This is a genomic window from Rhizobium sp. TH2, from assembly GCF_024707525.1.
Taxonomy (GTDB): Bacteria; Pseudomonadota; Alphaproteobacteria; order Rhizobiales; family Rhizobiaceae; genus Rhizobium_E.
In genome coordinates, this window is record NZ_CP062231.1 from 1181357 (window position 1) to 1201364 (window position 20008).

16 protein-coding genes are annotated in these 20008 nt (G+C 63.0%); 7 read left to right on the forward strand and 9 right to left on the reverse strand.

Annotated features, from left to right (window positions below):
- Positions 1–25: 25 nt before the first annotated feature.
- The 6 genes from IHQ71_RS05995 to IHQ71_RS06020 form a co-directional block, all read right to left on the reverse strand.
- Positions 26–2209, reverse strand: coding sequence for a heavy metal translocating P-type ATPase (locus tag IHQ71_RS05995; protein ID WP_258161040.1), 2184 nt, complete (start codon positions 2207–2209; stop codon positions 26–28).
- Positions 2210–2308: 99 nt separating this feature from the next.
- Positions 2309–3256 carry a hypothetical protein gene (locus IHQ71_RS06000; protein ID WP_258161041.1) on the reverse strand — a complete coding sequence of 316 codons (948 nt, stop codon included), beginning with the start codon at positions 3254–3256 and terminating at the stop codon, positions 2309–2311.
- Entirely contained in the window at positions 3193–3675 is a 483-nt protein-coding gene (locus IHQ71_RS06005; RefSeq protein ID WP_258161042.1) for a hypothetical protein, read from the reverse strand. The genes IHQ71_RS06000 and IHQ71_RS06005 overlap by 64 nt, the downstream gene beginning before the upstream one ends.
- 221 nt (positions 3676–3896) lie before the next feature.
- Positions 3897–7355 (reverse strand): chromosome segregation SMC family protein, encoded by a 3459-nt coding sequence (locus tag IHQ71_RS06010; RefSeq protein ID WP_258161043.1) that lies wholly within the window; start codon positions 7353–7355, stop codon positions 3897–3899.
- Positions 7356–7427: 72 nt separating this feature from the next.
- Positions 7428–8093 (reverse strand): DsbA family protein, encoded by a 666-nt coding sequence (locus IHQ71_RS06015; RefSeq protein ID WP_258161044.1) that lies wholly within the window; start codon positions 8091–8093, stop codon positions 7428–7430.
- Between the two features lie 144 nt (positions 8094–8237).
- Positions 8238–8744: a DUF721 domain-containing protein gene (locus IHQ71_RS06020; RefSeq protein ID WP_258161045.1), complete on the reverse strand. Its 507-nt coding sequence runs from the start codon at positions 8742–8744 to the stop codon at positions 8238–8240.
- Positions 8745–8803: 59 nt separating this feature from the next.
- Here IHQ71_RS06020 and mutY point away from each other — a divergent pair, with 59 nt between their 5' ends.
- The 5 genes from mutY (at position 8804) to IHQ71_RS06045 (ending at position 14239) form a co-directional block, all read left to right on the forward strand.
- Positions 8804–9877 carry an A/G-specific adenine glycosylase gene (gene mutY / locus IHQ71_RS06025; protein ID WP_258161046.1) on the forward strand — a complete coding sequence of 358 codons (1074 nt, stop codon included), beginning with the start codon at positions 8804–8806 and terminating at the stop codon, positions 9875–9877.
- 16 nt (positions 9878–9893) lie between these two features.
- The gene (locus IHQ71_RS06030; protein ID WP_258161047.1) at positions 9894–10505 is read left to right on the forward strand and encodes an HAD family phosphatase; all 612 of its coding nucleotides are present in this window, start codon (positions 9894–9896) and stop codon (positions 10503–10505) included.
- Positions 10505–10873, forward strand: a complete 369-nt coding sequence (locus tag IHQ71_RS06035) for a nuclear transport factor 2 family protein (RefSeq protein ID WP_258161048.1) — start codon at positions 10505–10507, stop codon at positions 10871–10873. Before IHQ71_RS06030 ends, IHQ71_RS06035 begins: the two co-directional genes overlap by 1 nt.
- A gap of 121 nt (positions 10874–10994) precedes the next feature.
- A complete protein-coding gene (gene ppdK, locus IHQ71_RS06040; protein WP_258161049.1) occupies positions 10995–13664 on the forward strand; it encodes a pyruvate, phosphate dikinase in 2670 nt (889 codons plus the stop codon).
- Positions 13665–13666: 2 nt separating this feature from the next.
- Positions 13667–14239 carry a DUF1851 domain-containing protein gene (locus IHQ71_RS06045; protein ID WP_258161050.1) on the forward strand — a complete coding sequence of 191 codons (573 nt, stop codon included), beginning with the start codon at positions 13667–13669 and terminating at the stop codon, positions 14237–14239.
- Positions 14240–14294: 55 nt separating this feature from the next.
- Here IHQ71_RS06045 and IHQ71_RS06050 read toward each other — a convergent pair whose 3' ends face one another.
- Entirely contained in the window at positions 14295–15191 is an 897-nt protein-coding gene (locus IHQ71_RS06050) for a DMT family transporter (RefSeq protein WP_258161051.1), read from the reverse strand.
- Positions 15192–15291: 100 nt separating this feature from the next.
- Positions 15292–16221 (reverse strand): AraC family transcriptional regulator, encoded by a 930-nt coding sequence (locus IHQ71_RS06055; RefSeq protein WP_258161052.1) that lies wholly within the window; start codon positions 16219–16221, stop codon positions 15292–15294.
- Positions 16222–16377: 156 nt separating this feature from the next.
- Here IHQ71_RS06055 and IHQ71_RS06060 point away from each other — a divergent pair, with 156 nt between their 5' ends.
- Entirely contained in the window at positions 16378–17106 is a 729-nt protein-coding gene (locus IHQ71_RS06060; RefSeq protein WP_258161053.1) for an SDR family oxidoreductase, read from the forward strand.
- A 24-nt stretch (positions 17107–17130) separates the two neighbouring features.
- Here IHQ71_RS06060 and IHQ71_RS06065 read toward each other — a convergent pair whose 3' ends face one another.
- Entirely contained in the window at positions 17131–17541 is a 411-nt protein-coding gene (locus IHQ71_RS06065) for a hypothetical protein (RefSeq protein ID WP_258161054.1), read from the reverse strand.
- Between the two features lie 148 nt (positions 17542–17689).
- Here IHQ71_RS06065 and IHQ71_RS06070 point away from each other — a divergent pair, with 148 nt between their 5' ends.
- Positions 17690–19924: a tetratricopeptide repeat protein gene (locus IHQ71_RS06070; RefSeq protein ID WP_258161055.1), complete on the forward strand. Its 2235-nt coding sequence runs from the start codon at positions 17690–17692 to the stop codon at positions 19922–19924.
- Positions 19925–20008: the final 84 nt, after the last annotated feature.

Here is a 20008-nt window from a genome sequence, read left to right on the forward strand (position 1 = left end):
ATGCTTCCGTACTATTCCACGCCCGCTATCGCCCCTTCCAGGCCAGCAGCCGCATGGCGTTCATGGTCACCAGCACGGTGGCGCCGGTATCGGCCAGGATGGCGGGCCAGAGGCCAGTCACGCCGATGATGGTTGTCACCAGGAACACCGCCTTGAGGCCGAGCGCGACGGTGATGTTCTGCCATATATTGCCCATCGTCGCCTTGGACAGCGCCACCATGTTGGCGATATCCATGACCCGGCCGTGAAGCACGGCTGCATCCGCGGTTTCGAGCGCCACATCGGTGCCGCCGCCCATGGCGATGCCGATATCGGCTGCGGCCAGCGCCGGCGCATCGTTGATGCCGTCGCCGACCTTGGCGACGATCTCGCCGGCCGCCTGCTTCTCGCGCACGATCGCCTGCTTGTCCTCCGGCAACAGGCCGGCGCGAACCTCGATGCCGAGCTTGGCGCCGATCGCCCGCGCGGTCCGTTCGTTGTCGCCGGTCAGCATGACAGTTGAAATGCCCGCCGCCTTGAGTGCCGCAAGACCGGCTTCGGCATCGGCGCGCGGCTCGTCGCGAATGGCGATCAGGCCCACCGGTACCCCGGCTGCGATAAGCACGGACACGGTCTGGCCCTCGGCATTAAGGCTGTCGATCCGCGCCTTGGTCGCTTCGTCAAGGGCATGTCCCTCGTCCGCCGCCTTGGGCGACAACAGCGCCACCGGCTCGCCGCCGACCGACCCCGTGACGCCCTTGCCGGGCAGCGCTTTGGCAGCCATGGCAGGCGGGATAGGTGCCTTCAATTCTTTTGCTTTGGCGAGGATCGCGACGGCCAGCGGGTGGCTGGAGCCGCTTTCGAGTGCCGCCGCCAACGACAGAATCTTGTCCTCTGCCCGGCCGAGGCCGACTACGTCGGTGACGACAGGCTTGCCCTCGGTCAGCGTGCCCGTTTTATCGAGCGCCACCAGCGTCACCCGGCGGAAGGACTCGATGACCGCGCCGCCCTTGATCAGCAAACCGCGCCGAGCGCCGGCCGAAAGGCCAGCCGCAATCGCCGCCGGCGTCGAAATCACCAGCGCGCAGGGGCAGCCGATCAGCAGGATGGCGAGGCCCTTGTAGATCCATTCATCCCACGAACCGGCGAAGAACAGCGGCGGAACCAAAGCGACCAGTGCGCCCGCGACCAGCACGCCCGGCGTATAGTAGCGCGAGAAGCGGTCGATGAAGCGCTCGGTCGGCGCCTTGCTCTCCTGCGCTTCCTCGACCAGCCGCACGACCCGCGCGATGGTGTTGTCGCTTGCGGCAGCGGTGACGCGCACCTTGAGCACCGTGTCGGAATTGATCGTGCCGGCGAAGACGGTGTCGCCCGGCCCCTTGGATTTCGGCACGCTCTCGCCGGTGACTGGGGCTTCATTGATTGCCGACGAACCCTCGACGATGACGCCATCTGCGGCGATACGATCGCCGGGGCGAACGAGGATTATCGCACCCGGTTGAAGGGCTTCGGCGGACACTTCGCGCGTTGCGCCGTTCTGCTCGACCAGTGCATTCCTCGGCACGAGATCGGTCAGGCCGCGTATGCTGGCGCGCGCACGGCTGGCTGCAACGCCTTCCAGCAACTCGCCGACAAGGAAGAGGAAGACGACCATCACCGCCTCTTCGACCGCGCCGATGAACAGCGCGCCGACGGCGGCGATCGTCATCAGCATTTCGATAGAGAAGGGTGTGCCGGCCATAGCTGCTGCAAGCGCGCGCCGCGCGATCGGCACCAGCCCGACCAGGAGCGCCGGCACGAAGATCCAGTTCGGCACCGAGGGCAGGGCGAGATGCGCGAGATAGGTGACGACAAGCGCGGCGCCCGTGATGCCGGTCAGCACCGCCTTCCTGGTCTTCCACCACGGCCCGTCGCCGAATTCGAAATGCGAATGCTCGTGCCCGCCGTCATCGCCGTGGTCACGGCCTTCGTGATCGTGTCCGGCTTGGCTCGGCGGGGCTTTGCCGCCCGCTGGCGCAATCGAATATCCGAGCGCCTTGACCTGCTGCTCCACCGCGCCACGCGCGAAATTGGGCCCCGGCAAAACCGTCAGCGTGCCGCTCGCCAGCGAGACGCCCGCCTCCTCGACACCGGGCAACCGGTTGACGGCGGTCTCGATCTTGGAGACGCAACTCGCGCAATCCATGCCGCCGATGCGGTACTTGAGTTTTGTGGCGTGATTCTCCGACATTTCCCGGCCTTTCGATCTATCGATGAAGGACGTGTAGCACCTCTAGTAACTAGAGGTTCAAGAGGGAAAACAGAAAAACACGCTCTCCGACCGCAGTGATCAGTTGCGCCTTATGCGACCACAGATAATGAAGGCCAGCGTAATCCAGAACCCGAAGACGAACTGGTGAACGAAGTAATAGTCGATGACCTGATTGTGCAACTCGTAGACAAAGTCACACAAAGCGAAAGCGGCGCCCGAGAGAACGCAGATGAAGGCGTAAGCAATCAGGGGGTGATGCTGCAATTTTCGTGAGATGAGGATGGCAAGAAATGCAAGGATCGGGGTTAGCGAATACAGGAAAGTGATAATGTGGGTCTTCGCGTCAAGCAGGCTACTTGTATCGCTGAGCGAAAACGACACGGATGCTTCGATAACGTTATAGATTTCATGCAGAATGAAGGACATCGCAAACTGCATCGCTGCCACCGTGGCGATCGATTGAAACGGCGTCTCGATATGGTGATAGGCGCGCCGTCGGAGCGGATAGACGCTGACCGCGAGCAGAAGCGGCAGCGTGAAGGCCATGGTGAATTTCAATGAAAGGCGAATGCAGCCAGTCGTGTCGGACCAAAAGAATCCGTATCTCGTTTCCACTATGGCCCCGACCAATGGGCACACGGAGATGAAGAGCGCCATCAGCATGATATAGACGACCGCCGAGGCGGCGACCCGGGTGAAGCGCGTCCTGATATGCGGCGGAGCCGGAAGTCCGAGTGCGATCTTCAGGTCATTGTTCGCCTGGGTAAAGCCGTCATCGAGGATAGAGCCTCTGATAGCCCAGAGCATCTGATAAGAAAGGCGCCCGGCGTCCTTCCTGGATACATACTCCTCCGGCACCGGACACTCGCCTTTCACTGCCTCGAGCTTTACCCTGGCCGCGTCATAGCTGTTGCCGGATACCTGCATCAGGGCGGTCGCGGTCGAACGCGCTCCGGTGTCGATCAGGGAATATATTCCCGATGAGCGGATGATCGCATCCCGTAGATATAGAAGCCACGTCTGCACCCGATCGCCGAACAGCAGCAGAAAGACATGAAGACGAAAAGCGGCTCGAACCACGAGGGAATGGCGGCAAACAAGGCTTCGACGGACGGTTTCAGGTCCTGCGACGCAGATTTCTTGACATACTCGCCGAGGAGCTTTCGTACGGTGCTCAGTACGTTGCCTGAATCCAGCGCAACCGCTGCATAGAGAACCGATATCGTCCCGGAGAAGAACAGGTAGACGACCGAGAATGCGGCCTTCGATATGACCTTGTCGAGCGGGAAGAAGCTCGACGGTGAGTCCACCGAGGGCTTCCCCTTCGCCCTGACGAGGTCGATCGACAGGAAAAATATGATGCCTGCCGTCAACAGGACGACCAGAAGCCGCGGAATATCGATGCCCGGCGCGTTGGCGAGGACCTCGGCCGCCTCTACCGGCATGCCTGCGCTTTCGGGCAATCGGCCAGTGCCGGCGGGGCGACCTGCACCTGTATGACCGTGATACCGAGAAAGAGCAGGAAGAATATCGCGAGAGTTTTTATTGTGTGAGACATGCGCCAATTCTCCAAAGTTTCACCGGTCATACACCAATTACGCGATGTTTTCAACGATAAACTTCAGGGGTTGTATTTGGTTGCATGCCGTCGGTGGGAGCGGATCCCTCAGCTCGCCTCGCGCAACTGCTCCGCCGTCTGCAGATCGACGCTCACCAGCGTCGAGACGCCCTGTTCGGCCATGGTGACGCCGTAGAGGCGGTTCATGCGGGCCATGGTGATGGGGTTGTGGGTGATGATCAGGAAGCGGGTTTCGGTGGTCGCCGCCATCTCGTCCATCAGGTTGCAGTAGCGCTCGACATTGTGGTCGTCGAGTGGTGCGTCGACTTCGTCGAGCACGCAGATCGGCGCGGGATTGGTCAGGAACACGGCGAAAATCAGCGCCATGGCGGTCAGCGCCTGCTCGCCGCCGGAGAGCAGCGTCATGGTCTGCGGTTTCTTGCCGGGCGGGCGGGCGAGGATTTCGAGGCCCGCTTCGAGCGGATCGTCGCTTTCGATCAGTTGCAGCTCGGCCTCGCCACCGTTGAAGAGGTGGGTGAACAGCCGCTTGAACTGGGTATTGACGACGTCGAAGGCGTTCATCAGCCGCTCTCGGCCCTCGCGGTTCAAATTCTGGATCGCGGTGCGCAGCTTGCGGATGGCGTCGATGATGTCGTCGCGCTCGCGCACCAGATTGTCGAGCTGGCTGGTGAGTTCGGCCTGTTCTTCCTCGGCGCGCAGATTGACGGCGCCGAGCCGTTCGCGCTCCATCTTCACCCGTTCGAGTTCGATCTCGATAGCGCGGGTGTCGGGCAGGGGGGCATCAGGCGCCAGCCCCGTCAGGCGCAGCACCAGATGCGGCTCGGTATCGAGCGTCTCGCGGATGCGTGTCTCCTGGGCGATGCGCCAGTCGCGCGCCGAGACCAGCCGTTCCTCGGCGCGGCCACGGCGTTCGCGGGCTTCGGCGAGCAGCGCCAGCGCGTCGCGGGCGATGCGATCGGTCTCGCGCTGCTGGTTTTCCTGGGCGGCCAGCTTGTCGGCGGCTTCCTTGCGCGCGGCTTCGGCCTTGGCGATGGCATTCATCAGGTTGAAGCGCTTTTCCTCGAATTCCTCGGGCGCTGCCAAGAGGTCCTCGAGTTCGATGCGGGTCTCTTCCTCGCGCTCGGTCAGCGTGGCGATCTGGCGGGCGGCACTCGCCTCGCGGTCGCGCCACACCTGTCGCTCGGCGGAGATGGCGGAAATCCGGCGGCGGCGGGCATCGTTTTCGCGCGCTTCGGCGTCGTTCAGCGCGCGCGCTTCGGTGAGCGCCGCGCGTCTTTCGGCGACGAGGATACCCTGTTCGCGCAGCCGCAGCTCGAGGCCCGAGAGATCAGGCGCCTCGGCCAGCGTGATCCGCGCGTCTTCCTCCGATATGCCGAGTTCTTCCATCTGGCTGTCGAAGCCCGCAATCTGCTGGCTCACACTGTCCTTGCGGCGGATGAGATCGGCGGCGGCGCGCTCGGCCTGTAGTGCCGCCTCACGGGCCTCGGTCAGCTTGCGAGCGAGCAGGCGCACCCTGTCGCGGTTGGAGTTCAGCCGCTCCTCGCCGATGCGGACCTGATCGGTGGCGCCGTCGAGCCGGCTTTCGCAGTCCTCAAGCAGGATACGTGCTTCCTCGGCCTCGGATTCCAGCGCCTTCAGCCGGTTCTTCTGCTGAAGACGGAGTGCCGCGGCACTCGGCGCGCCGGCGCGGGTGACATGCCCGTCCCAGCGCCAGACGGTGCCCTGTCGCGACGCCAGCCGCTGGCCCGGTGAGAGCTTGAGACGGAGCGCATCGCCATCGCCGTCATCGACAAGCCCGGTCTGGCGCAGGCGGCGATGGAGTTCGGCGGGCGCACGGACATGATCGATGAGCGGCGTGGCACCGGCGGGCAGGGCAGGATCGCTCTCGCCATTGCCTGGCATCGACCAGAAGGCCGACGCGGCCGGATCGAGCGCCGAGTCGAGATCGTCGCCCAGCACCGCGCCGAGGGCGGCTTCCAGCCCCGGATCAGGGGATATCTGCTCGGAAACCGGCGTATGTGCGCCAGTGCCGCCGGCGGTCAGCATCCGCTCGATCGTCGCCGCCTCGGTCTCGACAGCGCGCAGCCTGCCACGCGCATCTTCCACCGGTTTTCGCGCCTCCTGCTGCGCGACACGAGCCTCGTTCAGCGCGCGCTCGGCATGCGCCTGCGCCTTCTCGCCATCGTCGTGTGCGAGCTCGGCGGCCTCAAGCTCAGCCTCTTTCTCGGCGGGATCGGGCAGGGCGGAGAGCTTGGCTTCGACCGCCGTCAGTTCCTCGCGAGCATCGGAGATCTGCCGTTCGAGCCTGAGCCGGCGCTGCGCGAGGTCGGCAAGGAAGCGTTCGAGCTGCTGGCGGGTGGCGGCGGCTTCGGCGCGTTCGGCTGTCAGCGCCTGCATGATGGCTTCGGCCTCGGTCACCTCGGCCGTGGCGCCAGCCAAGGCCTCCGCCAGTTCGGCGGCGCGTTCGGCGGCATTCTCCAAGCCTTCGCGGAGTTCCTGCTCCTCCTCGTCGAGGCGGGTGACGATCGAGGCATTGCCCGAGATCATCTGCCGCTCGCGCTCGATATCGGCGGCGAGCTGGGTGATCCGGCGTTCGAGTTCCTGCCGCCGGGTCTCCAGCCGGCGCATGTCTTCCTCAAGCTGGCCGCGCGCGATCGTCAGGCGCTGCAATCCGGCGGCAGCCTGTGCCTCGGCCTCGCGCAGTTCCGGCAGCTTGAGGCCGTGGACGGCCTGATCCTTCGCTGCTTCCATTTGCGCCTGCGCCTTTTCGGCGACGAGATTGGTGGCCTGGTTCAGCGCGCTTTCGGCCTCACCCTCGGCGCTTTTCGCCTGTGCCCAGCGGATGTGGAGGAGCTTGGCTTCCTCGGCGCGGATCGAGGCGGAAAGCTGCTTGTAGCGATTGGCCTGCCGCGCCTGGCGCTTGAGGCTTTCGATCTGGGTCGACAGCGTGGTGGTGACGTCTTCCAGCCGTTCGAGATTGGTCTCGGCGGCCTTGAGCCTGAGTTCCGCCTCGTGCCGACGCGAATGCAGGCCGGAAATGCCGGCCGCTTCTTCCAGCAACTGCCGGCGTGCCTGGGGCTTGGCCTGGATCAGCTCGCCGATCCGTCCCTGGCCGACCATGGCGGGCGAGCGCGCGCCGGTAGAGGCATCGGCGAACAGCAATTGCACGTCTCTCGCGCGGGCTTCCTTGCCGTTGATGCGATAGACGGAACCCTGTTCGCGCTCGATGCGGCGGGTCACCTGCAATTCATCGGCATCGTTGAATGCGGCGGGCGCGGTGCGGTCGGAATTGTCGAGGAAGAGGCCGACTTCAGCGGAATTGCGCCCCGGGCGCTGGCCAGAGCCGGAGAAGATCACGTCATCCATGCCGGATGCGCGCATGTTCTTGTAGGAATTCTCGCCCATCACCCAGCGCAGCGCCTCGACCAGGTTCGACTTGCCGCAGCCGTTGGGGCCGACGACGCCGGTCAGGCCGGGTTCGATCAGGAATTCCGATGGCTCGACGAAGGACTTGAAGCCGGTGAGGCGGAGCTTGTTGAACTTCATGAGAGGCAGCTCATGAGAACGCAAAAAGGCGACAGCATAATGCTGCCGCCCATGGATATGATGGTAGGTGAATTACTTTGCTGCGGCGTCGATGATGGCCGACATTTCTGCAACGCTCATTCCCCCGGCATAACGCTGCCCGTTGATGAAGAATGTGGGCGTGGAATCGACCCCGAATTCCTTCGATCCCTGTTCCCGCACCTTGGTCACATCATCCAGAAGCTTCTGGTTCGTCAAGCAGGCCTCGAAGCTCTCCTGTGTAAAACCGGCAAGTTTCGACATTTGCAGCAATGCGGCGCGGCCGTCGGGTGCCACGGCCCAGGTGCCCTGGCTCTTGAACAGTGCGGAAACCATGGGGAAATACTGTCCTTCGGGCGCACAGCGGGCCAGCATGATCGCCGCCATGCCGCGCGCATCGAGCGGGAATTCGCGGAGCACGAAACGAACCTTGCCGGTATCGACATACTTTTCCTTGATCGCGTCGAAGGTCTCATTGTGGAAGGCGGCGCAATGCGGGCAGGTCATCGACATATATTCGACGATGGTGACGGGAGCATCCGCCTTGCCGATGGAGACATCGGGCAGCGGACCGGGTGCCATCAGGGTTGCGACATCGACCGAACCCTCGGGCGCCGGCGCTTCCTGGGCGAATGCGGTTGCCATCGGCACGGAGGCGAACGCCGCGGCGGCGGTACCGGCGGCCAGGAACTTGAGGAATTCTTTGCGGGTGAGATGCATGTCGTCTCCTTGGGGACAGGCGGATGGGCTGAGAGCCGGGATATACTTTGCGCCGGGCTCCCGCAAGTTGTTGCTATTGCGATCTGTTCAAAGAATTGTGACTGCCGGATGGCCGATCAAGTCCATTTGATAAACAGTGACTTCTCACCGTTTCTTGCTCCCGTACACCGCCTTGCCGAGCCGTTCGACGGCGGCTTTCAGCGGTTCGCTCTCGATGCCGGATGTCAGTTCGTCGAGATGGCTTTTCTCGCCGGCCGAGAGTGCCCTCAGCCGTGGGCGGAGGCGGGCATGAGGTGTGACGGGTTTCTGGACGATGCGTATCTGTCTTATGGCCGGAAAGCCGAAGAAGCCGTTGATCCGCTGGATCAGCTCGCCCTGGGCGTGGGCGAGAAACAGCGCGCGGGCACCCTCGCAGGCAATGGTCAGCACGCCGGGCTCCATGCCGCCGGTATCGCCCGACATCTCGGAATTGCGGCGTGGCCAGGTGATTTTTTCCGGCCGCGAACAATCGGCGAAATCCGCGCCGGCAATCTCGTCCCAGCTGCCGAGCAGCGCCGTGTTGATGCCCGCCTTGCGCTGCAGGACGGGATCCATCAGCCGGTTGGCGGCCTCGGCGATCTGCATCGCGCCTTTGCGTTTGAAGTCATTCATCGAAATGTGCTGCCCGGTTATGCTTGAATCATAGCCGTGTTCCCCGTATGCGGCAATGGATGACGATTTCCCCGCCCAAGCCCGCCGATCTCCTCGCCTGGTATGACCGCCATCGCCGCGAATTGCCGTGGCGGGTGACGCCCGACATGCGGGTGGCGGGCGTGATCGCCGATCCCTACCATGTCTGGCTGTCAGAGATCATGCTGCAGCAGACCACCGTGCAGGCGGTGAAGGCCTATTTCGAAAAGTTCGTGCGCCTGTGGCCGACGGTTCAGGATCTCGCGAGCGCCGACACCGAGGACGTCATGAAGGCTTGGGCGGGGCTGGGCTATTATGCCCGGGTGCGCAACCTGAAGAAATGTGCCGAAGCGGTCGTCGCCGAGCATGGCGGCAGGTTCCCTGAAACGGCGGAGGCGCTCAAGATGCTCCCCGGCATCGGCGACTACACGTCCGCCGCCATCGCGGCGATCGCTTTCGATGAAGCGGCACCGGTCATGGATGGCAATGTCGAGCGCGTCATTTCCCGCATCTTCATGGTCGAGGACGCGCTTCCGGCCGCAAAACCAGTTATGAGGTCGCATCTCGCCACGCTGACGCCCAAAAGCCGGCCCGGCGACTTCGCCCAGGCGATGATGGATCTCGGCGCCACGATCTGCACACCACGGCGCCCCGCCTGTGCGCTCTGTCCCTGGCGCGACCATTGTCGCGCCTTTCACGAGAGCGATCCGGAATTCTATCCTGTCAAGGCGGAGAAGAAGGCGAGGCCGGTCAGACAAGGCGCGGCTTTCGTAGCGGTGGACGGCGAGGGTAGGGTGCTGCTGCGCAAACGCATCGAGTCCGGCCTGCTCGGCGGCATGACCGAAGTGCCGACGACGGAATGGAACTCCAACCGCGATGGCGGGACGAGCACAGATCACGCCCCATTCGCCGCCGACTGGCGTCCACGGGGCGCCGTCGTCCACGTCTTCACCCATTTCGAACTCAGGCTCTCGGTCTATCGCGCCGATCTGACTGGCACCCGCGACAAAGATAACGGCTGGTGGGAGCCCGTCACAAATCTTGACGGCGAGGCCTTGCCAACTGTCATGAAAAAAGCAATCAGCGCCGCTATTCCCGACGCGTTCAAAAAATAGAAGCGAAAGAATATTCATGACTGCAGAGATTCGTCACATTGTTTTCGACATCGGCAAAGTCCTCATCCACTACGATCCCGATATCCCGTTCTCTCGGCTCATTCCGGATGCGACCGAGCGCAAATGGTTCTTCGAAAATGTCTGCACCCATGACTGGAATGTCGAGCAGGATCGCGGCCGCACCTGGGAAGAAGCCGAGGCGCTGCTGATCGCCAAGTTTCCCGATCAGGAACTCAACATTCGCGGATTCCGCAAATATTGGCACGAAATGGTGCCGCATCCCTACCAGCACAGTGTCGATCATCTCGAGCGGCTCATCGCTGAAGGCCGCGACGTGACGCTGCTCACCAACTTCGCCGACGACACGTTCGACCAGGCTTCGCAGATCTTCCCGTTCCTGAAGAAGCCGCGTGGCGTGACAGTCTCGGCCCGCGTCCGGCTGATCAAACCCGATCCCGCGATCTACGACGCGCACACGAAGGCGTTCGACCTCGACCCGGCGAGAACTTTCTTCATCGACGACGCCCCGGCCAATGTCGATGCGGCCAACGCCTATGGCTGGAATGCCGTGCTCTACACCGGCCCGGAAAAACTCGACGCGGATTTGAAGAACTACGGATTGCTCTGATGCCCGATTTCGATGCCATGGCGCGGCTGATCGCCTATCACGACGCCATCAACGCGCTCGATTTTGCCACCATCGAGGCTATGTTCGCCGACAATGCCGTCTATGATTCAGGCGGCCTCGGCGGTGTCGTGGAAGGTCGCGGACCCATCATGGCCGGCTTCCGCAGCTATTTCGACCTCTATCCGGATCAGGTTTCCGAGGACACAATTATCGAAGCCGTTGGAGAGCGTGCGATCCGTTCCGTCTGGAAACTTGTCGCCACCCATCGCCTGACGGGCGAAAAGCTGATCCGTGCCGGCGAGGAGATCGTGACTTTCAACCATGCCGGCATGATCGTCCGCGTCGAGGTCATTGACCATTCCATCTAGCCAAATGGTGCATTTCGCTGCGTTGCAACATTTTATCCCTCTGCGTCTGTTTTCAAAGTCCCTGCAATACGATAAGCCTTTCTCGAAGTTGTCATAATTCCGTGCGGGGAGAGAGGCCGGAATGACCAGATGGGTCTATGCATTCGGGGGTGGCAAGGCCGAAGGGCGCGCCGACCTCTACGAGAAGCTCGGCGGCAAGGGCGCGAACCTTGCCGAGATGAGCAGTCTCGGCCTGCCCGTGCCGCCCGGCCTGACCATCGTCACCGAGGCTTGCACGCATTACTTCCAGCACAACAAGTCCTTCCCCGATGGCCTTAAGGGCGCCGTGGTCGAGGCTCTCGGCAAGCTCGAGGATTTGACAGGCCGCAAGTTCGGCGGCAAATCCCGGCCACTTCTGCTATCGGTCAGGTCCGGTAGTCGGGTGTCCATGCCTGGGATGATGGACACGGTGCTCAATCTCGGCCTCAACGACGAGACGGTCGCGGCACTCGCCGAGGACACGGGCGATGCGCGCTTCGCCTGGGATTCCTATCGTCGCTTCATTGAAATGTATGGCGGCGTGGTGATGGGCCTCGGCCAGGATGTGTTCGAGGAGATCCTTGAAGACGAGAAGGCCCGGCTCGGCCGAGAACTCGACCCGGATGTGACCGCCGAGGAATGGCAGGGGCTTGTGGTACGCTACAAGGACATGCTTGCGGAAGAGGCGGGCGCGAGCTTTCCCGAAGATCCGATGGCGCAGCTCTGGGGCGCGATCGGTGCGATCTTTTCGAGCTGGAGCAATTCGCGCGCCGTAGCCTTCCGTGCCATGCACAACATCCCGTCGGATTGGGGCACGGCCGTCAGCATCCAGGCCATGGTGTTCGGCAATCTCGGCAATTCATCGGCCACTGGCGTCGCCTTCACCCGCAATCCCTCGACCGGTGTCCGCGAACTCTACGGTGAGTTTCTGGTCAATGCGCAGGGCGAGGATGTCGTGGCCGGCATCCGCACGCCGCAGAGCATCACCGAAGCCGCCCGCATCGAGACCGGCTCCGACAAGCCCTCGCTCGAAAAGCTGATGCCGGAGGCCTTCGCCGAGTTCATGGCCGTCTGCAACCGTCTCGAAGCGCACTACAAGGACATGCTCGACCTCGAATTCACAATCGAGCGCGGCAAGCTCTGGATGCTGCAGGTCCGTCCGGGCAAGCGCACGGCGCGCGCGGCTCTCAGGATCGCCGTCGACATGGTCGAGGAGAAGCTGATCAGTGAGCTCGATGCTGTCGATCGCATCGATCCGGCGAGCCTCGACCAGTTGCTGCATCCGACCATCGACCCGAATGCCCGCCGCGATATCATTGGCCAGGGTCTGCCGGCCTCGCCGGGTGCCGCGACGGGGGAGATCGTCTTCACCTCGGAAGGCGCGATCGCGGCGAAGAAGGAAGGCCGCAAGGTCATCCTCGTCCGCACCGAGACCAGCCCTGAGGACATCCACGGCATGCACGCCGCCCAAGGTATTCTCACCACCCGCGGCGGCATGACCAGCCATGCGGCGGTGGTTGCCCGCGGCATGGGCCTGCCTTGTGTCTGCGGCGCGGGTGCGCTCCGGGTCGACATGCGCAACCGCGAACTCGTCACCAAGGGCATGAAGCTCAGCGAGGGCGATATCATCTCGATCGACGGCTCGTCGGGTCATGTGCTCAAGGGCGCGCAGCCCATGCTGCAGCCCGAACTTTCCCGCGATTTCGAGCGCATCATGGGCTGGGCCGACAAGATCCGCCGCATGCGGGTGCGCACCAATGCCGAGACGCCGTCCGATGCCCGCGCCGCCCGCTCCTTCGGCGCCGAAGGCATCGGGCTCTGCCGCACCGAGCACATGTTCTTCGAGGGCGACCGCATCGATGTGATGCGCGAGATGATCGTTGCGGACAATGTCGAGGATCGCCGCACCGCGCTCGCCAAGCTGCTGCCGATGCAGCGGGCCGACTTTGTCGAGCTCTTTGAGATCATGCACGGCACGCCGGTGACCATCCGGCTGCTCGACCCGCCGCTGCATGAATTCCTGCCGAAGGCCGACGACGAGATCGACGAGGTTGCCAGGCGCATCGGCATGGACCCGACCACCTTCCGCGAGCGCATCGATGCGCTGCACGAGTTCAACCCGATGCTCGGCCATCGCGGCTGCCGGCTGCATATCTCGCATCCCGAGATCGTCGAGATGCAGGCCCGCGCCATCTTCGAGGCCGCCGTCGAGGCCGCGCTCAAGACGGGTGCCGCTGTTGTACCGGAGATCATGGTGCCCGTCGTCGGCCTGAAGACCGAACTCGATTACGTCAAGGCCCGCATCGACGAGGTCGCCACAGCCGTTATGGCCGAAACCGGCATGGTGATCGAATACCTCGTCGGCACGATGATCGAATTGCCGCGCGCCGCTCTTCGCGCCCATGTCATCGCCGAGGTCGCCGAATTCTTTTCGTACGGCACCAACGACCTGACCCAGACCACGTTCGGCATGTCGCGCGACGACGCCTCGGCCTTCCTGCCGACCTATATCCAGAAGGGCATCATCGAGCGCGACCCCTTCGTCAACCTCGATTTCGACGGCGTCGGCGAGTTGATCAAGATCGCCGCCGAACGCGGCCGCCGCACACGCCCCGGCCTCAAGCTCGGCATCTGCGGCGAACACGGCGGTGACCCAAGCTCGATCGCCTTCTGCGAGGAATCGGGGCTGGATTATGTGTCGTGTTCGCCCTTCCGCGTGCCGATTGCCAAGCTCGCGGCGGCGCAGGCCACTATAAGAGTGGGAAGAGCGTAGATATGTTTCCCGTCTTCCGCGCGAACTATTCGAAGGATCCATGGCAACGTGCTTCCGGCGCAGAAATGGCGGGCACGCCGGCAATTGCCGGGCTCCCTGATTTTTTTCGAGAGTTTGGCGGGGCCTCGTTCGGCGAAGGGATATATCGGGTCATCATTCCTGCCGAGATGGAAGACTGGCGTGGTCGGCTGAAACTCGCTTTTCCGGCGCATCAAGACGCAATTCCGTTTGCCTATGACTGGCTCGGGCGTCTTTTCGTGCTTGAGCAAGACCGGCTTGTCGACGGAGAGCCAGCGGTCGTAATGCTCGAGCCGGGCACCGGAGAGGCGTTGGAAGTGCCCTCCAACCTTCGGACATTCCACGAGGTCGAGCTAATCGACGACCATGATGCCGCGCTTGCCAGCAAGTTCTTTGAGGCATGGCGTACGGAGGGTAATCCGGCTCCGAAGTATGACGAGTGCGCCGGATACAAGGTGCCTCTGTTTCTCGGTGGCGCCGATGACCTGACGAACCTGGAACTGTCCAATATCGATGTCTATTGGCACATAATGGGTCTTATCATTGAGAAGATTTGAAATGCGCCGCTAAGCCTGAGCATTCGGTCATGCATGCCGCCCTCGTGCAGCTAAATCATCCCCTCGGCCGTGCAATCCATATCCCGCCGAGGATGATCGCGCCGCCAATCGCCTGCAGCACTGACACCGGCTCGTTCTGCAGCACCCAGGCGAAACCCGCAGCCGCGACGGCTTCGAGGAAGATGACCAGCGACGAAAACACCGTCGGCAGCCGGCCGAGCGCGACGGAAAGCAGGCCCTGTCCACCAGCATGGCTGACCAGCGCGAGCGCCAGCAGCACGCCCCAGCCCTTGGCCGAGTGCGGCATGATATCGCCCTCGACCACCAGCGCCGCGACAAGCAGGATCGCGATGGTGATCAGGCTCATCTCGAAGGTTACGCGGGCGGCACCCGTATCCTTGCGCGCCGCGCCGACAGCGAGGAAATAGAGGCCGAAGAACACGCCGGTGCCGATTGCCAGCGCATCGCCGACCGCGCGGGCGGCATCGAGTCCGAGGCTCTGGGAGATCAACGTGGTGCCGCCGACTAGGCAAAGGCCGAGCCCCACGAGCGTCGAGCGCGAGACTCTCTGCTTCAGGACCAGCCAGCCGAAAATGACCACCCAGATCGGCGCCATCGTGGCGAAGAAGGTGGCATTGGCAATGCTGGTCTTCATGATGGCGAGGTGCCAGAGCAACAGGTCGCCGGCAAAGAACAGCCCCGTCAACAGGATCGGCAGCGACCAGCTCTTGCCCTTGCTTTGGCCGGGTTGGCTCTCCTCCGCCCTCATCCACATCCAGAGAACCGGCACGGCCAGAAACACGCGCCAGAAGGCGCTTGAAAGCGGTCCGACATCGGCAAAGCGCACCAGGCTCGGCGATATGCTCATTGCGAGTGCGGCGCCGAGCAAAGCGAGCATGCTGACGATGAACGTGGAACGGCTTTGAGGGGAGGCTTCTGAGAGTTGGGACATTGCTTGATCGGAAGGACCTGGGAGAAAAATGCAGTGCCTTCCATAGCGGTCACATCAAGCAATGCAAGCCCGCCGGGCGAGGAACTGGCTCTGTCGCCACTCAGGCGACCCGCGCCATCTCCGCACTATCCCCGGCATCCAGTCTCCGCAGTCGCGCCGCATCGCGTGCAGGCGACATGCCGAACTCCCTTGCATATTCGCGGCCGAACTGGGTGGCGCTTTCATAGCCGACCGAAAACGCGACGCGCGCCACATCGCCGGCCTCGGCGATCAACCGACGTCGTGCCACATGCAAACGCAGCCGCTTCTGGTACTGGACCGGGCTCATCGCCGTCACCGCTTTGAAATGGCGATGGAAGGCCGAGGCGCTCATGCCGGCGCGGGCGGCGAGATCCTCGACCTGGAAGGGTTGGGCCAGATTGTCGCGAATCCAGCCGATCGCGCAGCGCACCTGGCCGAGGCGGCTGTCGCCGGTAGCGAGCTGGCGCAGCATGCCGCCGCAGGGCCCGCCGAGGAGGCGATAGATGATCTCGCGCTCGATCAGCGGCCCGAGCACGGCAATATCCTTCGGCCTATCGAGCAGGCGCAGCAGCCGCAGCCATGAATCGAGCAAATCAGGCGTCACGGGCGCAAGGCCGAAGCCGGAGCCGGGATCGGTCGATGCTGGAGGCACATTGTCTTTCATGCTGAGCAGGACGTCGGAGATAACAGTTGGGTCGAACCTCAGCGTGATCGAAAGATAGGGCCGGTCAGGCCCGGCACGATAGATTTCGCCGGTCGCCGGTACGTCGATCGTGGAGATAAAGTAACTCGGTTGGTCGTAATGCAGCGCCTTATCGCCGATCAGGATGCATTTGGCGCCTTGCAGGATCAGGCAGATCATCGGCTCACAGAAGGCAGGCATCGGACCAGTCGGGGCCTCGCAGTGCTCGCAGCGGGAAATGACGACGCGCGGAATCGCTGTTTCCGTTTCGCGGCTTTTCGAATGGGTGAGCGCCAGCTGGCGCATTTCCATGATCGTGTCTTGCATCACCATCACATGGCAATCGCAGTTTTACCAGTCAAGCGCCACCCGTTTCTTGGGCGAAGATTTGACAGGATTGGGCAGGAATCCGCCACGATCCGGCTCACGCCCCGGCGCCATCACACACCATTTTCCGCTCCGTGTTCAACAGGAGACGCAGCAATGACAACGACGAAAACAGCCCTGGTTACCGGAGCCAACAGGGGCATTGGCCACGAAATCGCCCGCCAGCTTGCCGAGGCGGGTCACGAAGTGTGGCTTGGCAGCCGCGACGAGAAGCGCGGCGAGGAGGCCGCGGCAAAGCTTCGGGCGAAGGGCCACAAGGTGCATGTACTGCCGCTCGACGTAACCGACGATGCGAGTGTGGCGAAGGCCGCGAAATCACTCGCAGCCCAGACCGGCAAGCTCGACGTGCTGGTCAACAATGCCGGTATCGCCGAGGGCTTTACCTATACCCCCGATGAAGAGCCGATCGCCAACGTGAAGCAGGTCTATGAGGTGAATGTCTTCGGGCCGATCCGCGTAACACAGGCCTTCGTCCCGCTGCTCAAGGCAGCATCAGGCGCACAGGTCGTGATGATCAGCAGCGAACTCGGCTCCATCTCCGCCTTGCTCGATAGCGGCAGCGAGTTCCATGGCGTCAATGCGCTGGGTTACAACAGCTCGAAGACGGCGCTCAATGCCGCCACGATCTCGTTCGCGAAGGCGCTCGAGCCGCATGGCATCAAGGTAAACGCCGTCGATCCCGGCTTTACGGCCACTGATATGAATGGCGGACAAGGCTATCGCAGTGTGGCGCAGGCGGCGGAAATTCCCATTGCGCTCGCCAACAACAAGATGAACGGCGTCACCGCCGCCTTCCTCAATCACAATGGCAAACTTGGCTGGTAGGATCTAAAACGGAGGTTCGGCGTGCTAGTGCGCGCCGGCCTTTTCCAGGCGCTCCAGCACGTCGACAAAGGCTTCGGCAAAACTGGTGAGATGCTCAGGCTGGCCGTCGGCGGCTTCCACGGAGGTCTCGATGCCGTCATCGGCGAGGATCACAAAAGCGAGGCGCTGTTCGTCGGCGCCGGCATAAGCGAGCCGGATTGCGGCAACGCGGCCCTTGCCTTCGGGCTTGTCGCCATGCGGCAGTTCGAACAGGAATTCACCGTCGAGCGGCATCAGCGCGGCCTTGACGGCATCGGCAAAGACAGGATGGGTTTCGAGCAGCATTTCGAGGCCGAGGCCCAGTTCGATGAATTCGACCGGTGTCGATTTGCCAGCCGAAGGCGTGCCCTTGGCTGTTGAAGGGACAATTGCCTGGTTCTCGGGTGTCGTCTGCATAACAAAAACTCCTGCTCAACGCCCCCGCGCGAGGGGAGAGTCATTGGAAAGATTGGCGAAATTGCGGCGCCCCCGATTTGGCGCGTTGACAGGGCCCACGGAAGCATGTTGGTTCGCCTTGTTTTCGGCGCATGGGGAGCGGCTTTTGATGGCAAAAAACCGAGTTATGCCGCCGCTCAGGCAGGGCGTGGTTGTGCCGTCGCCCGTGCGGTCGTTGCTCGATCAGGCGGGCCGGTTGCTCTCCGCGGGCAAAGGGGCCGAGGCGTTGCCGATCGTCGAGAAGGCCGTAGCCCTGGCGCGGGCTAATCCCGAGGCGGCGCATATGCTTGGGGTCTGCCATTTGCAGGCCGGAAACCTCGCCGCAGGCATCGAGGCACTCAAGAAAGCAGTCATGCTGGCGCCCGCCAATGTTGCGATCCTCAATCATCTCGGTGTCGCGCTCTGCCGATCGGGCAAGGTTGCCGAGGGAATCGCCGCGCTCGAGAGGGCGGTGAAGCTCGCCCCGAAATTCGGCGAGGCGCGCAACAATCTGGCGCATGCATTCAACGAATCCGGTGATCATGCCGCCGCCGCGCGCGCGTACCGTGAAGTCACCATGCTCGCGCCGCAACTCGCCCCGGCATGGCAGGGGTTGGCATCGGCGTTGCACAAGTCCGGTGATGTCCAGGCAGCATTGGCTGTGTCGCGTGAGGCCGCCGAACGCTTTCCCGGCCATAGCGGTTTTCACGCCAGTATCGGTCGGATACTGATGGATCTGAGGCAGCGGGATGTGGCCGAGGCGGCATTCCGCAAGGCGCTGGCCCTGGACCCCGGCAATGGTGATGCCGCCAACAATCTCGGCACGCTTGTCGAGGAGCGCGGGCAGCATAAAGAAGCGCTGGCGCTTTATCAGCAGGCGACGAAAATGCGGCCGAACCTGGCGGACGCCTGGTTCAATCTCGGCAATGCGAGGGAGAAGACCGGTGATCTCACCGGCGCGCGTGATGCCATTTCCCGATGCCACACTCTGCGGTCCGCCAGCGCCAGGACGCTCTCGGCACTCATCTCGATCCGCCGCAAACTTTGCGATTGGGATGGCATCGACTGGCAGGTAGAGACGTTGCGGCAACTGGTCATGGCCCCGGCGTTCGTCGATAATATGGACGATGGCCCGCCGCCCTTCGGCCTGCTCAGCCTGATGGTGGATGGCGCGACGCAATTGCGGGCCGCCGAAGCGCATGGACGGCAGACCTTGAAGAAGGCGGAGAGCTGGGCGATCGATGCCGGAGACCATGTGCCGGTCTCGAAGCCGGCAGGCGGCCGAATCCGTATCGGCTATCTGTCGCCGGATTTCCGCGAGCATCCGATCGCGCAATTGATGGCCGGCGTCATCGAGAGCCACGATCGCACACGGTTCGAGATTTCAAGCTGGTCGCTCGGCCCGGATGACGCGAGCGCCTACCGCAGGCGCATTGTCACGGGCTCCAATCGCTTCGAGGACATAAGGGACCTGGACGTCGCGGCATCGGCGCGGCTGATGCGCGAGGCCGAGCTTGATATCGTCGTCGATCTCGCCGGCTATACGGCACATGCACGGCCGGAAGTGCTGGCACTTCGCGTCGCGCCGGTGCAGGTCAATTATCTCGGCTATCCCGGCTCGATGGGCTCGCCCTTCATGGATTTCGTGATCGTCGATCCGATTGTTGCGCCCGTTGGTTCGGAGGCCGATTTCAGCGAGAAAATCATTCGTCTGCCGGATTGCTACCAGGCCAATGACGATCAGGCGCCTATCGATCCCGGGCCGGTGTCAAGGGCGGAATTCGGCCTGCCCGATGATGCCTTCGTGTTCTGCTCCTTCTCGATGAATTACAAGATCGATGCTGCGGTACTGGATGGCTGGGTCGCGATCCTGAATCGCGTGCCCCGTTCGGTGCTCTGGCTGTTCCGCACCGATGCCGCGGCGGCCGAGAACATCGCGAGAGAAGCCGAAAAGCGTGGGCTGGACCCCTCGCGTCTCATCTTTGCCGACCGGCTGCCGAAGGCGAAACATCTTGCGCGCCACCGGCTGGCCGACCTGTTCCTCGACACATTCGCCTATGGCGCCCACACTACCGCCAGCGACGCGCTGTGGGCCGGGTTGCCGGTGCTAACCCTGCGCGGCGATACGTTCGCCAGGCGCGTCGGCGCAAGTATCGTCACGGCGGCGGGCTTGCCGGATCTGGTGACGGAGAGTATCGCGGATTATGTCGAGCGGGCCGTCGCCATCGGATCGACCGAGGGTGCCTCTGTCACACTGAAGCAGCGACTCCAGGAAAACATCCCGTCCTGCGCGCTCTTTTCCACAGCCGCCATTGCCCGTAATCTGGAAGCAGCGTATCTCGGCATGATCGAGAGTCCGGGCTAGAGCGCTTCATTGTTACATGGAAGCAGTTCTGCCGGAACAGGTTTTCGTCAGGACCAAGGCGGCGGGCGAGCGTCGTACCCATAG